General features: G+C 68.4%; 2 protein-coding genes. One reads left to right on the top strand and one right to left on the bottom strand.

The features are described from left to right. Positions 1–10 precede the first annotated feature (10 nt). Complete coding sequence (locus tag GF068_RS38710; RefSeq protein ID WP_153824585.1) at positions 11–4,213, top strand: non-ribosomal peptide synthetase; 4,203 nt, start codon at positions 11–13, stop codon at positions 4,211–4,213. Positions 4,214–4,219: 6 nt separating this feature from the next. Here GF068_RS38710 and GF068_RS38705 read toward each other — a convergent pair whose 3' ends face one another. Then, a complete protein-coding gene (locus GF068_RS38705) occupies positions 4,220–17,344 on the bottom strand; it encodes a type I polyketide synthase (protein WP_170319936.1) in 13,125 nt (4,374 codons plus the stop codon). Positions 17,345–17,443: the final 99 nt, after the last annotated feature.

Here is a 17,443-nt window from a genome sequence, read left to right as displayed (position 1 = left end):
CCGGGGACACATGAGCATCCATCGACTTTTGACCGATCTTGCACAACAAGGGATCAAAATTTCTGCGAGCGGAGAACAGCTCCAGGTCCAAGCGCCCAAAGGCGCGCTCACCGCGGAACTCCGAGAGAGAATAGCGCGAAACAAGGCAGAGTTGCTCACGTTGCTGCGAGAGGACCCGCTGGATGCACAAGGACGGGCGCAGATCGTACCCGCCCCGGCGGAGCGGCACCTCCCATTCCCGCTCACCGATATCCAGAAAGCTTATTGGCTCGGCCGAACCGGCGCCTTCTCGGTACCTACCGGGATCCACACGTACAGCGAATACCATTGCGCGAACCTCGACATCGAGAGGCTCCGCGCAGCGCTCGCAACGGTCGTCGCGAGGCACGACATGCTGAGGGCGCACACGCTGCCCGATTTCATGCAGGTGGTCGATCCCGAGGTCGAGCCCAACTTCGAGGTCGTCGACCTCCGCGGCCTCACGCCGAGCGAGCAATCGGAGCGGCTCGCCGCGCTGCGCAGCGTGATGTCCCATCGCGTCTACGACACGGACAAAGCACCCCTGCACCACGTCGTCGTCTGCCGCCTGGACGGTTCGAATTCCCGTCTCGTCACGAGCTTCGACGCGATCAACGTCGACGGGGCGAGCTTCGCGATCCTCTTCAAAGAGTGGCTGCACTTCTACGAGGCGCCCCGCGCCGCGTTGCCCCCGCTCGGCCTCACATACCGCGACTACGTCCTCGGGCTCGAGGCGCGCAAGCAGCTCCCGTCCTACCAGCGCTCCCTCGAATACTGGACTGCGCGCGCGGCGGACCTCCCGCCCGCGCCCGCGCTGCCCATGGCGAAGGACCCCTCAGAGCTCGAGCAGACCCGCTTCGAGCACCTGGAGACCCCCCTCGACACGGCGCACTGGAACGCCTTGAAGGACCGCGCGAGCGCCGCGAAGGTCACGCCGACCATCGTCTATCTGACCGCCTTCGCCGAGGTGCTCGGTCAGTTCAGCGCGAACCCGCGTTTCACGCTCAACGTCACGCTCTTCAATCGCCTACCGCTGCACCCGGACATCAATTCGATCATCGGCGATTTCACCTCGATGCTCCTCGTCGACATCGATACCGGGACGAACGAGACGTTCGAGGAGCGCGCGCGCCGCGTGCAGCAGACGTTATGGGAAGCCATGGAGCACCGGGAGGTGAGCGGCATCGAAGTGCAGCGTCAGGTTGCCCGCGCCCGAGGCGAGCACCGCGGCGCGCTCTTCCCCATCATCTTCACGAACATGCAGCGGCACGAGGGACTGCACGCGCTGAAGAAGCTCGGCGACCTGAACTACTCCGTCACACAGACGCCGCAGCTCGTCCTCGACCACCAGCTCATCGAGCACGACGGCAACGCGCTCGTCATCTGGGACTACGTGGTGGGCGTCTACCCCGAAGGCCTCATGCGCGACATGTTCGAGGTATACACGCGGCTCCTCCGGAGGCTCGCCGACGATGACGCGGCCTGGTCGAGCGCATCCCTCGATCTCATGCCCGAAGCGCAACGGGCGCGCCGCCTGGCCGTCCATGCGACCGACGCAGGCCCGATCCCCGAAGAGCTCCTGCACGTCGCGTTCGAACGGATCGCAGACGACACGCCCCAAAAACCTGCGGTCATCAGCTCGAGCCGGACATTGACCTACGAGGAGCTCGACCGCCGCGCGAACCACCTCGCGCACGAGCTGCGCGCCCGCGGCGTCGGGCCAGACAAACTCGTGCCGATCGTCATGGAGAAAGGCTGGGAGCAGGTCGTCGCCGTCTTCGGCGTGCTCAAGGCGGGCGGCGCGTACGTGCCGCTCGACGCAGCGGGCTCGGAGGAACGGCTGCGCGCGATGATCCGGGACACCAAGGCCCGCGTCGTCCTGACGCAGGCGCGATTCGAGAATGCCGCACCCTGGGCCGAAGGCGTAGAGCTCCTCGTGGTGAACGACGAGCCGCCGAGAAACGGCCAGGAGAAGCGGCTTCCTCCGCTACAAGAACCACGGAACCTCGCCTACGTGCTCTATACGTCGGGCTCCACAGGGCAACCCAAGGGCGCGATGATCGAGCACCGCTCCGTGATGAACCGAATGACCGAGGTCCGCGATCGGTTCGGCCTCCGCCCGACGGACCGCGCCATCGCGCTCACCGCGCTGCACCACGACCTCTCGGTGTTCGACATGTTCTGCGTGCTCGCCGTGGTGGGCGGCTCGATCGTCCTGCCCGACGCCGACAAGACACGCGAACCTGCGCATTGGGCCGATATCGTCCGCGAGCATGGCGTGACGCTCTGGAACTCGGTGCCGACCTTCATGCAAATGATGGTGGAGCACGCCGAAGGCGACGCCGACGCGTCCCGCGCCGACCTCGCGTCGCTGCGGTGGGTGATCTTCTCGGGCGATTTCATCCCCGTCGATCTGCCCGATCGGCTGCGCGCCCTGGCTGCCGACGTCACCGTCATCGGCGCCGGCGGTCCGACGGAGACGACCGTCTGGGACATTTGCTATCCCATCGGGGAGATCGACCCTAAATGGAAGAGCATCCCCTACGGCCGCCCCATGCGCGCCGCGACGTACCACATCCTCGACGCAAGGCTACGCGAGCGACCCGATTGGGTCCCCGGCGAGATGTACATCGGTGGCGTGGGCCTCGCCCGAGGGTATTGGGGCGACGAAGAAAAGACGCGCGAGCGCTTCCTCCCCCATCCGACGACCGGCGAGCGACTCTACAAGTCGGGAGACCTCGGCCGATGGCTCCCCGATGGCAACATCGAAATCCTCGGCCGAGCCGACTTCCAGGTGAAAATCCGCGGGTATCGAATCGAGCTCGGTGAGATCGAGGCGGCCCTCGAGGCGCACCCCTCCGTCAAAGACGCGATCGTGCTCGCGGTCGGCGAAAAAGCCGTGGACAGGCGGCTCTGCGCGTACGTGGTCCGCAAACCCGAAGAGAGCCCCGCGCCCACGCCTACGCCCGCCGCACCCATCCCGGCCGCGAGCAGCGCCGACAAGGCCGATTTCAAACTGGCTCGGCACGGGCTGCGAAGAGACCTCGCGACGGCGCCCTCCGTCCCGCTCGACGTGCAAGAACAACGCGAGATGCTGCGCGAGGTCTACGCGCGCCGCCGCAGCATCCGCTCGTTCCGCGACAACCCCGCCTCGCGCGCCGGGTTGAGCCGGCTCCTCGGTGGACTGGCGGCCATCGAGCCCGAGGGCGCAGTCCTGCCGAAATACCTCTATCCCTCGGCCGGCAGCCTCTACCCCGTGCAGACCTACGTTTATGCCAGGCGAGTCGAGGGCGTCGAGCAAGGATTCTACTATTACGATCCGCACGACCACGCGCTCCGGAAGGTCTCGGACGAGGTTATGGACCGCGCCGCGCACGCGCCGCCCAACGTCGACATCTTCGAACACTCCGCCTTCGTGGTCCTCTTCATCGGCAAGATCTCCGCGATCGAGCCGCTTTATGGGCCGCTCGCGCGCGACTTCTGCCTGCTAGAAGCAGGGTACATGGGCCAGCTGCTCATGGAGCGCGCGCACCTCTCGGGCCTCGGCCTCTGTCCGATCGGCTTCTTCGATTTCGACCGCTTCCGGTCGGCGGTTGGCGCCGACGCGTCGTCGGTCTTCGTGCACGGCATGATCGGCGGCGTTGCGGACCCCGCCGAGTACAGCGTCGACGCGCTCTCCATGGAGTCGGCCCCGAAGCGGACCCCGCAAGCCGCAGCGTCGAGCTTCCCCGAACGGATGCGGTCCTTCCTCCAGCGGAAGCTGCCTGAATACATGATCCCGAGCGCGTTCGTCGAGCTCGACGCCATGCCGCTCACCTCCAATGGGAAGGTCGACCGCAAGGCCTTGCTCGCACTGAAGCTGGAAGCGCCGAAGCCGCACGCGGAAGCCGGTGCGCTGCCACAGAGCGCCCGCGAGGAGAGCCTGGCGAAGGTCGTGCGCGAGGTCCTCGGCCTCGACGAGATACGCGTTCACCAGAACTTCTTCGAGGTCGGGGCGACGTCCCTTCAAATGGTCATCATCGCCAAACGCCTGCGCGCAGTCCTCGACCGCGAGGTCCCCATCACGTTGCTCTTCCAGTCGCCGAACATCAGCGCGCTCGCCGCAGCCCTCGCCGGCGCGGAGCCCGAAGCCGCGCCGCAGAAGAAGGCCCAGGAGCGGGCCGAAGCCCGCCTCAAAGCCCGCACCCGTCGCTGAGCCTCCTCAAATCGTCAAGATTTCCATCTCCTCGTCGCTCTTCTCGGGTGCGGCCTGCACGTCCTTGACGAGGTGCTTGATCGACAACTCCTGGAGCAAATGAGCCGCCAGCGCGCCGAGCTCGTCATATTTGCTCAAGGCTACGATCGAAGGCTCGAAGCCGAGGCCCATCCGAATACGATTGCGCAGCTCGAGCCTCATCAGCGAGTCGACCCCGAGCCGATGGAACGACGCGCCTCGCTCGATCTGCGAGACGTCGAGCCGAAGCAGGTAGCCCATCTCGCGCGCCAGGAAGTCCTCCATCATCGCGAAGCGCGCAGCGTCCTCGGCGCCCGCGAGCGCGGCGAGCAGCTCCGACGACCGAGCATCCTCGGCGGCCGCGACCCTCGCGCCTTCCGCGAGGAGTTCGGCGAAGAAGCCGGAGCGACCCGCGCTCGAGTAGAACTCGCTCCACCGCCGCGCGTCCAAGCGGACCACGCCCACCTCCGCGCGCGGGCGCTCGAAGAGCCTCTGCAATGCCGAGAGCCCTTCGGTCGCGGAGAAGATCCCAATGCCGCGAGACTCGAGACGCTTGCCCCGGTTGTCGCCCTGGGCCGCGAGGCCCACGCCGCCGAACGGGCCCCATTGAACGCTGATCGAACGAAGCCCCCGGCGCGACCGCTCGCGCGCGAGCGCATCGAGCATCGCGTTCGCGGCCGTGTAGTTGCCTTGTCCAGGCGAGCCGAGGAGCGAAGCGACCGACGAATACAGGAGGAAGAAGTCGAGCCCACGCTCTCGGGTGAGCTCGTGCAGGTTCCACGCGCCGAGCGCTTTCGGCGCGAAGACGGCGCGGAAGCTATCGCCGGACAGATCCAGCAGCGTGTGATCGTCGAGGACAGCCGCCGCATGCACCACCCCGGCGAGCTTGGGCATCGCTACGTCGAGCGTCGAAAAGAGCGCTGCCAGCTCCTCGCGCCGCGACACGTCCACCGATGCGACGAAGACGTCCGCGCCGGCTTCGCGCATCGCCGCGATCGCCCGCTCCGCCTCTGCGTTCGGCGTTCGCCGTCCCACCAAGGCCACGTGTCGCGCGCCCCGCTCGACGAGCCAGCTCGCGAGCGAGAGCCCGAGCCCGGTGAGGCCTCCCGTGATCAAGTAACTTCGATCCGGGCGCAGCGCGACGGCCTCGGCCGTGTGCAGAGGCTCGATTCGCACGGAGGAGTCCTTCATCGCGATCGCGAGCCTGCCGATGTGCTTCGCCTGCGCCAGGTCATGAAACGCGTCCGCCGCGCGTGACGCCGGAAAGACGATCGTCGGCAGCGGCGCGAAGACCTTCTTCTCGACGAGGCCGACGATATCCCGCAGAATCACGCGCGCCCGCTCGGGCCACTTCCGCAGGACGCCGCGCAGGTCGAGGAGCGAAAGCGAGAGGTTGCGCAAGAACGGCCGCAGGCCAAGCTGCTTGTCGTCGTACGCGTCGCGCAATCCGATTTCGATGAATCGGCCATGATCGCGTAGGAGCGAAATGCTCGCCGGGATGAACTCCCCCGAAAGCGAGTTCAGAACGACGTCGACGCCCTCGCCTTTCGTGATGCTCCGGATCTTCTCGGCGAAGCCGAGCGAGCGCGAATCGAGGACGTGCACGACCCCGAGCGAGCGCAAATACTCCCGCTTGGCTTCGCTGCCCGCCGTCGCGAAGATCTCGGCGCCGATGTATTTCGCGTATTGAATCGCCGCGAGCCCGACCCCGCCCGCGCCCGCGTGGATGAGCACCCGCTCGCCTGGGGCGAGCCGGCCCAGATCGTGGAGCGCGTAATATGCCGTCATGAATGCGATCGGCATCGTCGCTGCCTCTTCCCAGCGCAGCCACGGTGGCTTGCGAGCGCATAGCCCGCTCGACGTCTTCGCGTACGTACCAAACGAGCGTGTGGCAATGGCGAGGACCTCGTCTCCCACGGCGAACTCGGTGACCGCCTCGCCGACCGCGACGACCCGCCCGGCACATTCGTAACCGAGCCGCGGCCTGCCCGGCTCCGCCCCATCCGCGTCGTCGGGCACGACGCCGAGCGCCAGAAGCACGTCCCGGAAATTGAGGCCCGCCACCTCGACCTCGATCACCACGTCGAGCGGGCCAGGCTCGAGAGGCCGCATCTCCTCCAGCGTGAGCTCGCCGAGCACACCGACGCGCCGAATCGCAAGATGGAAGGGCCTGGCGTCCGCGGGCTCGAGCCGGGGCTCGGGCCGAGCGCCTTGCTCCAGCCCAAACGAACCCTGTACGAGTCGCGCCACGTACCGGCCATCCCGCCGCAACGCGATTTGATCCTCGCCGTCCTCGTGAACGAGATGCCGTGCGATGAGCTCGATTTCCTCGTCGAAAGCGTCAGCGGCGAGGTCGAGCCGCGCGCACCGGAGCTCGGGGTGCTCGACGGCGATCGTCCTCGCGAGCCCGAGGAGCGGAGCCTGGGAGACCGAGACCGACTCCCCAGGCGCCACCGCCTGCGCCCCGCGCGTGAGCAAGAAGAGTCGCGGCAATGCTTGGAAACCATGCCCGAGCAGCGCTTGCGCCAAGTACGTCGCGCTCACGCTCCCGCGCTCGAGATCCACCGCGAGGGTCTCGACTGTCGTCGCCTCGAAAGGCGCGGCGTCGAGGCTCGCGAGGTGCAGCACCCCACGGCAAGTCCCACCTTCGCCGAAGGCGTCGCGCAAGAGCCTGCGATACTCGTCGAGCTTCGAGTAATCGAGCGTATGACGATCTTCCTCGAGGCGCGCATACGATGCCCCCTCGAAGACCCGCACGCATCGCTGTCCCTGTGCCGCTAGGAGAGCGCAGAGCGATTCGCCCACGCCGCTTCGATCCATGAAGACGAGCCATGCGCTCGGCTCGGCCCAATGCATGGCTGGCAAGGGCTCGACGCGCCGCCACGCGACCTCGTGCACCACGCGAGCGAGCGGATCCTCCGCGGTGGCGAGGAGCCGCTTCACGCAGAACCCCTCGATTTCAACGAGACGCCTGCCCTCGTCGTCCACGAGCGCGAGATCGAAGACGAGCGAGCCCTCGACGCGGGGCACGTCCGTGCGCTCGGTCGCGAGGACCCACACGTCCTGGGAAGGCCGAGCCCAGACGGCGACCCGCCCGATCTCGACCGGCACATAAGGCGAGCCGTCGGGCGACGCAGCCGCGACGAGCCCCGCGACGACCTGGAAGCAAGCGTCCAGCAGCGCGGGGTGAAGCAGATACCCGCTCGGGTCCACCCCCTCCGGCAGCCGGACCTTGCCGAGCGCCTCGCCTGGGGCGAACCATAACGAAGCGACCCCCTGGAACGCCGAGCCATACTCGATCTGTCGCGCCCGCATGCGCTCGTAATGGTCCGCCGTGGCGAGCGCCTCGCCGCGCGGTTGCTTGAGGGCCTCCGGCCGCACCGATGCTCGCTCGGCGCGCTCGCCGGACACGGCTCGGATCCGCCCGCTCGCGTGGCGGGTCCAAGCTGCGTCCGGCGCGTTTCGGCTCGAGATGTGAAACGCCGAGCGTCCCTCCGCTTCGTCGGTCACGACCACCTGAACGATCGTCTCGACGTCCTCCGAGAGCGTGAGCATCCGTTCGAAGACGACCCCCTCGATGACGAGTGCCTCCGCTGCGAGCCGCTCCTCGCCAGCTTCGAGCGCCATCTCGATGAAGCCGGCGCCGGGGAAAACGACCTCGGATTGAACCTTGTGGTCGCGGAGGTACGGGAGCGACCCGAGGCCGAGCGCCCGTTCCCAGAAATGGTCGCCGATATCCTTCGAGCTATGGAGCCGCGCCCCCAAGAGGGCATGTCGAGACGCGGCGAGACCCCGCGAAGCCCCGCGCGGAGACGTTGCCCGCCGATCCTTCGTCTCGACCCAGAAGCGCTGCCGCCGCCACGGGTACGTAGGCAGCGGCAGAACGCGCCCTCCCTCCGGATGGAATTTTTTCCAATCCGTGGGAGCGCCCTGCACGTAGAGGCTGCCGAGCGCAGCGAGCAGGCACGCGCGCTCGTCTCGGTTGCGGCGCAGCGTCGGGATCGCGCGGCTGCCATCGTTCTGCGGCCCGAGCGTCCGATCGATGTTCATGCTCAGGACGGCGTGCGGCCCGATCTCGACGAACAGCGCCCGCCCCGAGCGCGCGGCGCGCGTGATGGCCTGCGAGAGCCGCACGGCCCGCCGGACATTCGCTCCCCAATACGTGGCGTCGAGCGACTCGCCCGAGATTTCTTCCCCCGTCACGCTGCTGATCATCCGGAGGGTCCCGGGTTCCGACGTCCATCCCCCGAGCGCCGCCACGAGCTCGTCGCGGAGCGGCTCCATCTGCGGGCTGTGGAACGCGTAATCCACGCGGAGCTGCCGCACCTCGATCCCTTCCGCCACGAGCTCGGCCGAGAGCGCCTCGATGGCCTCCGTCTCGCCCGAAAGCACGACCTGCTCGGGGTCGTTGATCGCCGCGATCCCCACGCGATCACCAAGCCGCGCGACGCGCGCCAGCGCCGCCGCCTCCCCGAGCGCCGCCGTGATCATCCGGCCGCACCCCGTAGCCTTTTGCATGACCCTCGCCCGCAGGGAGACGAGTCGCGTCGCTTTGTCGAGCGTGAGCGCCCCGGCCACGTGCGCCGCCGCGATCTCACCGACGCTGTGTCCGATCAGCAGATCCGGCTCCACACCCCAGGAGCGCAAGAGTGCGGCGAGCGCCACCTCGATCGCAAAAAGCGCGGGCTGCGCGACGATCGTCTCCGCAAGCCGCGTGTTCGCCTCGTCCTTGCCGATCTCCTCGAGGACCGAGAAGCCCGTATGTGATGACAGTGCCGCATCGCACGCCGTAATCGCCTCTCGAAACACGGGCTCCTCGGCGAGCAACCGCCTGCCCATGCCCGGCCATTGCGAACCCTGTCCCGAGAAGACGAACACGATCTTCGGCGCCGCGGCGGGCGCTCGGCCCGCCACGAGCCCCGGCGGCGTCTCCCCGTGGGCAAACGCGTCGAGCGCCGCGACGATCTCCCCCTTCGATGCCCCCACCACAGCGGCGCGATGCTCGTGATGCGTGCGACGTACACTCGTGGCGTATGCGATGTCGCTCAACGATATCTGCCCGCTGCGCGCTTCGTCCTTCAACCAGTCACGGTACGCCGTCGCGAGCGCCCGCAGCGCGGGCTGGCTCTTCGCCGAGAGCGGCAGGAGGTAACTCGATCGGGCGGGCACCTCTCTCGCGGGCTCGGCGGGCGCTTCTTCCACGACGATGTGCGCGTTCGTCCCGCTGATCCCGAACGCGCTGACGCCCGCGCGCCGCGGCTCGACTCGACGCTGCCAAGGGGTGTTTTCGGTCGGAATGACGAACGGCGTCCCGTCCAGCGACATCCGCGGGTTGAGCGTCTCGAAGTTCAGGTTCTTCGGGACAACCCCACGTCCGAGGCAGAGGATTGCTTTGATCAAACCGCCGATCCCCGCCGCCGCCTCCATGTGGCCAACGTTCGTCTTCAAAGCCCCGAGCATGCAGAGCGAGCCGTCCCGGCGGGGCACGCCGAGCACCGCCCGTAGCGCCTCGAATTCGATGGGATCCCCGAGCGACGTTCCCGTCCCGTGCGTCTCGACGTACCCGATGTCCTCCGCCGAGACGCGCGCGCTCTCGAGCGCCGTCCGCAAGAGCGCCTGTTGCGAGAGCACGTTCGGCGCCGTGAGGCCCGTCGAGCGGCCATCCTGGTTCACCGCCGAGCCGCGGATCACCGCGAGAATTCGATCGCCGTCCCGCTTTGCGTCCGAGAGCCGCTTGAGCAAGACAGTCCCCGCGCCCTCGGCGCGCACGAAGCCGTTCGCGCGGGCGTCGAACGTCTTGCACCTCCCGTCCGGTGCGAGCGCCTGCGTCTCGCCCACCAGGGTCATGAACGTCGGATCGAGGATGAGCCCGACGCCCCCCGCCACGGCGAGATCGCTCTCCCTTTGACGAAGGCTCTGGCAAGCGAGGTGCACGGATACGAGCGACGACGAGCACGCGGTATCCACCACGACGCTCGGCCCCTCGAAACCGAACGCGTACGAGATCCGTCCCGCGGCCGTGCTGAACACGGTCCCCATCGCGGCGTACATGTCGAGCTCCGTCCCCTCGCGGACGATATGCGCGTAATCCGCGCTGTACATGCCGACGAAGACGCCGGTCTTGCTGCCGAGGAGCGCCTCGACGTTCTGACCGCCGTGCTCGAGCGCCTCCCACGTCACCTCGAGCAGCAGCCTCTGCTGCGGATCGAGGCACATCGCCTCGCGGGGCGAGATCCCGAAGAACGCGGCGTCGAAGCCGTCGACCGCGCCGATCAAGCCCGCCCATTGGAGCTCGGGCCGGTCGCGGGGGATCGCCTCGGAAGGCCATCGCTCGCGCGGGATACGCGCCACCCCGTCGACGCCCCCGAGCAGGGCTTCGAAGAACGCATCCGGACCATCGCCCCCGCCGGGGAACCGGCAACCGATGCCGATCACCGCGATCGGCTCGAACGGCTCGGCGTCCTGCACGATGACCGCGGGCGCGACGGGACGATTTTTCTGAATCGCAGCGGCCTGCTCTTGCGGGCTCGGCTCGGCGACGGGCGCCGGCTCCACTATCGGCAGCAGGTACCGGGCGAGCGCGGCCACGTTGGGGTAGGTGAACGTGACCGTCGCAGAAAGCCGCACGCCGAGGCTCGACTCGAGCCGATTGCGCAGCTCCAGGGTCATCAAGGAATCCATGCCGAGGCTCGTCAGCGCCGTGCTCCGGTCGATCCGCGCCGGGTCGAGATGCAGCACCAGCGCGACCTGCTCCAAGACATGCTTCTCCAGCAGCGCCGGCCGCTCGTTCGCAGGCGCGGCCTCGAGCAAACGCCGCGCGCTCTCCGTCCCCCTCGCGCGGCGGCCTCCCGCGTGCTTCGTAATCTCCGCGAAGAAGGGCAGGCCCGCGGCGCTCGGGTGGAACTCCACCCATTGCCGGACGTCGAAGCGGACCACGCCCACCGCGACGCGCGACGCACACAAAACCCGTTCGAGCGCGAGCAACCCTTCGTCGACGGTGAAGCTGCCGATCCCCCGGTGCGCGAGCCGCTTGCCGCGGTTCGCCTCGGCCGCCGCGAGGCCTACGTCGGCGAACCCGCCCCACTGGATGCTCGTCGTGCGAAGGCCCCGGCGCTGGCGCTCCTCCGCGAGCGCATCGAGCAGCGCATTCGCCGCGGTATAATTGCCCTGCCCCGGCGAGCCGACGAGCGCCGCGACCGATGAATACAGCAGGAAAAAATCGAGGTCCCGGTCCCCGAGCGCCGCGTGCAGGTTCAAAGCGCCGAGGGCCTTGGGGGCGAAGACGTTGCGGAAGCTCTCCTCGGTCAGCTCGAGCAGCGTATGGTCGTCGAGGACGGCGGCGGTGTGCGCGACGCCCGCGAGCGCGGGCATACTCTCCGCGAGGCGCGCGAGGAGCGCATCGACCTCCTCGCGCCGCGACACGTCCACCGAGGCGACGAGGATCTCGGCGCCCACCTCACGCATCGCCGCGATGGCGCGCGTCGCCTCCTCGCCGGGGCTGCGACGCCCAACCAGCGCGAGGTGGCGCGCCCCCTTGTCCACCATCCACCGCGCGAGCGAGAGCCCGAGACCGCCGAGGCCGCCGGTGATCAAGTACGTACGGTCCGCGCGGAGCTCGATCGCGCGAGCCTCGTCGCCCTCACGCGCGAACGAGCCGCGAACCAGCCGGGCCGCATGACGATCGGCGCCCCGGAGGGCGATCTGATCCTCGTGGCTCCTCGAAGCAAGCTCACGCGCGACGCGTTCTGCCTCGCCTGCGGGCTCGCTCGGATCGAGATCGAGCCTCGCGCATCGCAACGTGGGGTGCTCCAGGGCGGTGGTCTTTCCGAGCCCCCAGAGCGGCGCCTGGAGGACCGAGACGGGATCGCCCGAATGCACGGCCTGCGCCCCTCGCGTGACCAGGAAGAGGCGAGGCGTGTCTCGGAACCCATGACGCACGAGGGCCTGCGCGAGGAACGTCGCGCTCACGGTGCCCTCCACGAGGCTCTCCCCCGCGGCCCGTTCGAGCGGCGCGGCGTCCAGAGCCAGGAGGTGGGCCGCGCCTACGCAGCGCCCTTCCTGCCCGAATGCCTCGTCGAGTACCTGTCGATAATCCTCCGGTCTGCGGAGATCGATCCGGTAGTGATCCGGCTCGAGACGCTCGTACGACGCGCCAGCGTAAACGCACACGCACCGTTGCCCCTGCGTGGTGAGTTGCGCCCGCAAAGCGGCGCCCGCGCCGCCACGATCCATGACGATCAGCCACGCGCCTCCGCTCGGCCACTTCACCTCCTTCAATGGCTCGACGCGGCGCCAGACGACCTCGTGCACGCACCCGTCGAGCGGATCCTTCGCGCCCGCGAGTGAGGGGAGTTGTCGCAACTGAAGCCGCTCGACCTCACAAAACACCCGCCCCTCGTCATCCACGATTCGAAGGTCGAACGCCTGCACCTCCGCCTCGCCTTCGCGTGGCTCGCAGCGCTCGGCCACGACCCAAGCACCTCGGCGAAGCCCCGGCCGAGCGACGAGGCGATCGAGCCCGACAGGCGCCATCGTCGCCGTGGGGGCCTCCAATGAGACCAGCGTCATCGCGATTTGAAAGCAGGCGTCGAGCAGCGGAGGCGCGAGCATGTACCCGGCATCGTCCACTGTCGCAGGCAAATGCACCTGGCCGAGCGCCGTCCCCCCGCCGGCCCATAACCCCGTCAAACCCTGGAAGGCCGGACCATACGCGAGCTCTCGCGCGCGCATTTTCTCGTAATGATCCGCCGCGGCCATCTCCTCGAGGCGTCCCTTCAGCGCCGCCGGCTTCTCGACGGCTCGCGCGGCTGGCCCGCCCGCATCCGCGAGGCTGACGTGACCCCTCGCGTGGGTCGTCCATGTTTGTCCGTCTTCGCCCTGGCTCGCGATCTCCAGCGCGAAGGCCCCCTCGCCCTCGTTCGTCAAGACGACCTGCGAGACCCGCTCGCCGCCCTCGTCGAGCGAGAGCATCCGCTCGAACGAGATGCCCGAGAGGACGAGTGCCGAGTCGCCGAGCAGCTTCGTGCCCGCCGCGAGCGCCATTTCCACGAAGCCGGCGCCGGGAAACACGATCTCGCCCTGGACGACGTGGTCGCGGAGCCAAGGCGTCGACCGCACGCTCTGCGTCTGCTCCCAGAGGTGCTCGTCGGCGTGCTTCGAGCTCACGAACCTCGAGCCGAGGAGGGGGTGCTCGACGTTCCCGGCGCGAATCCGGCGCGACGCGGAGACGTAGGGGGCGGCCGCCTCGAGCCAATGACGCTCCCTCTGCCACGGGTATGCGGGCAACTTCGCCAAGCGCCCTCCCTCGGGATGGAGGTGCTCGAAACTGAGGGGATGACCGAGCACGTAGAGCTTGCCGAGTGACTCGAGCAAGCTCGCGCGTTCGTCGGCTTGCCGCCGGAGCGATCCGAGGGCCGCGCCCTCCGCGCCTGTCTCGCGGATATTCTCCTCGATCGAAGGCAGCAGGATCGCGTGAGGGCTCAGCTCGAGGAAGACCGTGAACCCCTCGGCCGCGATCCGCTGCGTCACCTGGGCGAAGAGCACCGGCTTGCGTAGGTTGTTGGACCAATACTGGGCGCTGAGCTCGCCGCCCGAGATCCACTCCCCCGTCACGGTCGAGCACATGGGCACCGCCGATTTCGCGGGCGAGAGCCCCGCGAGAGCCCGCGCAAGATCCGGCAGCAGGGAGTCCATCTGGGGGCTATGCGACGCGACATCGACCTTCACCCTGCGGCAAAAGATCTCCTTTGCGGCGAGCGCGGCGAGCACCTCGTCGAGCGCCGCCGGATCACCGGCGATCACCGTCGACCGCGGGCCGTTGCTCGTCGCGACGCTCAATCGGTCCTCGTACCCTGCGAGGGCGCGCTCCGCCTCGGCCTTCGGCAAATCGACGAGGGCCATCGCGCCCCGGCCGCTCACGCGTCGGAGGAGCCGGCTTCGGCGGCAGATCACGGAAGCCGCGTCCTCGAGCGAGAGCGCCCCGGCCACGTACGCCGCCGCGACCTCCCCCATGCTGTGTCCCACGACCGCCGACGGCTGGACGCCCCACGAGCGCCACAACGCGGCCAGCCCGACTTCGATCGCGAAAAGCACGGGCTGCACGACGTCGATCTCCGCGAGCCTCGAGCTCGGCTCTTCGGCATCGAGCTCGGCGCATACCGAGAACCCAGCCTCCTTCTGGATCGCTGCGTCGCAAGCCGCGATCGCCTCGCGAAACGTGGGCTCTCGGGCGAACAGCTGCCGCCCCATCCCGAGCCATTGCGAGCCCTGTCCGGGGAAGACGAAAACCACCTTGGGCGTCGACGCCGCGACTACGCCTTGCGCGATCGATGCGGACGGTTCGCCGCGGCCAAACGCCTCGAGGGCCGAGGCGATCTCGCCCTTCGAGGCGCCTACGACGGCGAGCCGATGCGGATGATGGCTCCGATGAACGCTCGCCGTGTAGGCGATCGACCGAAGATCCGAGGGATCTTCGGTCTGGGTCGCCAGCCGCGCTCGATATCCCTCTGCGAGCGAGCGCAGGGCCGCGTGGCTCTTTGCCGAGAGCGGCAAGAGGTGCGCCTGCGGGGCGGGTGCAGCCTTCGCGCCGCCGACGAGGGGGCGGAGCACCGCGAGGGTATCGGCGAGCGTCTTTCTCTCTTCACCCCGGATCACGGAGGGCAATACGAGGCCCGCAGCGCCGACGCGCCGGAGGTTCTTCGTCACCGAGAGCTTCGTGATGGGGTGAGGTCCGACGTCGACGAAGACCCGATGTCCCTCGTCGATCAACGCGTCGATCGCCCTGGAGAACCGCGCGGGATCGCCGAAATTGCGCACCCAGTGCGCCGGGTCGAGCGATTCACCTCTCGTCTCGGCGCCCGTCACCTCCGAGATCAACGGAATCTTCGAGGAGCGTGGGCGAACTCCGCGGAGCGCCTCGCCGAGCTCGTCGCGCACGCCGTCGACCAGCGGGCAATGCGGGGCGACGTTCATGCTGACGCGGCGACAAACCACGCCCGCGGCTTCGAGCTTCTTCAAAGCGGCGTCGAGGGCCGCAGGCTCGCCGGCCAGGACCGTCGTCTCCGCGCTGTCCTCGATGGCAGTGAAAACTCGCCCGTCGACCCCCTCGAGCGCCCGCGCCGCGGCGTCCCAGCCGAGCTCGACGAGCGCCATGGCGCCCTGACCGGAGAAGCGCGCGATGAGCCGGCCGTACGCGCAGATGATGCGCATCGCGTCCTCGAGATCGAGCGCGCCCGCGACGTGCGCGGCGGCGATTTCGCCTGTACTATGACCCACGACCGCGGCGGGCTCGACGCCGAGCGAGCGCCACAATGCGGCGACTCCGATGTCGAACGCGATGATCGCCGGCAGACTCACGTCGATGCAGTCGAGCCTCGAATCTTCGCGCCTCGTGAGCAGCTCGTCGATGAGTGAAAACCCCGCGAATCGCTTCACGAACACGTCACAACGGTCGAGCGTGGCGCGAAAGACGGGCTCGGCCTGAAGGAGCCAACGCGCCATGCCGTGCCATTGAGATCCTTGGCCCGGAAAAACGAACACGACACCCTTCGACGCGTCGACCTGCGCGGCCTCGGCCTCCACGGCCGGCTGGGCGTCGAGCGGCTGCGGCCACTCTTCGATGACCGCGTGCGCATTCGTCCCTCCCAATCCGAACGAGCTCACGCCTGCGAGCAGGCGGCGCTCCGGAGTGGGGAAGGGGCGGAGGGACGTGGGGACCTCGAGCCCGAGCTCGTCGAACGGGATCAATGGGTTCGGCGTCGAGAAATGGAGGCTCGGCGGGATTCTTCGGTTCTGGAGCGCGAGGGTCGCCTTGATCAGCCCGACGACGCCCGCAGCACCTTCGAGGTGCCCTATGTTCGTTTTGGCGGAGCCCACGAGCAGCGGGCGGGAGGGGTCTCGACCCGCGCCCAGGATCGCACCCAGCGCCTTGGCCTCGATCGGATCGCCGAGCGGCGTGCCTGTGCCGTGGGCCTCGATGTATTGCACGTCTCGAGGATCGACGCCCGCTGCGCGATATGCCTCCTGCAAGAGCGCCCGCTGGGCCGCGGGGTTCGGCGCCGTCATCCCATTGCTGGCACCGTCGTTGTTGACGGCACTGCCTCGGATGACGGCGTAGACGGGGTTCGCATCGCGGATCGCGTCGGTGAGCCGCTTGAGGACGACGACGCCGCCGCCCTCGCCGCGGACGTAGCCATTCGCGCCCGCATCGAACGTGCGGCAGCGGCCATCCTCGGACAGCGCGCCGAAGCGCGCGACCCCGATCGCGCTGTCGCGCAGCACGTTCAGATTGACGGCTGGGCACAATGCCAGGGTCGACTCGCCCCGGCGCAGGCTCTCACAAGCGAGGTGGACGGTGACGAGCCCCGAGGAGCACGCCGCGTCGAGCGTGAAGCTCGGCCCGTTCAGGCCGAAGAGGTACGAGACGCGATTGGCGATGATGCTATGATGCCATCCTGTGACCGTATATTGGTCGAAATGCTCGACGCCGAGCCGGTCGTGCAGGATGGCGTAATCGGCCCAGATGGCCGCGGCAAACACGCTCGTGCGCGTGCCCCGCAAGACCTCCGGTCTCAGGCCGGCGTCCTCGAGCGCCTCCCAGCAGAGCTCGAGGACGAGGCGCTGCTGGGGATCGATGGATCTCGCTTCGCGCGGAGAGATGCCGAAGAAGAGCGGGTCGAAGCCGTCGATGGCCTGCAGAAATGCGCCGAGGCGGGTCGCCGGGGGCGCGCCCTCGCTTTGGGCCCACCGCTCGCGAGGCGCTTCGGTGACCGCGTGGCGGCCTTCGCAGAGCAAGCTCCAGAAAGCGGCGACGTCGGGGGCGCCGGGGAAGCGGCAGGCCATTCCGACGATCGCGATAGGCTCGTCGTCGCCGCGTGAGATTCGCTCGGGCGACGCAGATGCAGCCTGTTCGCCTTCGAACAGGTAGCGCACCAGCGCCTCGATGGTCGGATGTTCCCACGCGAGCGTCGGTGCGAGCGGGCGCCCGAGCGCCGCCGAGAGCTCCTGGAGCATGCGCGTCGTCGAGAGCGAATCAAGGCCGTAATGAATGAACGTCTCGCGGACGTCGACCGTCCCCGGGGGGAGCCCTCGTGCAGCCTCGACCCGCCCGCTCAACCATGCCTCGATCTCATGCCTTGTCATTTTCAACCCTGCGAATATTGAGCGGGCATGCTGCACGAAATGCCCACGACGCGCAACCAGAAACATCGGCTC

The organism is Polyangium spumosum (genome assembly GCF_009649845.1).
In the GTDB taxonomy this organism is placed as follows: Bacteria; Myxococcota_A; Polyangia; order Polyangiales; family Polyangiaceae; genus Polyangium; species Polyangium spumosum.
The sequence above is the reverse complement of the archived record's forward strand: the minus strand, read 5'-3'. Positions and strand labels throughout refer to the sequence as shown.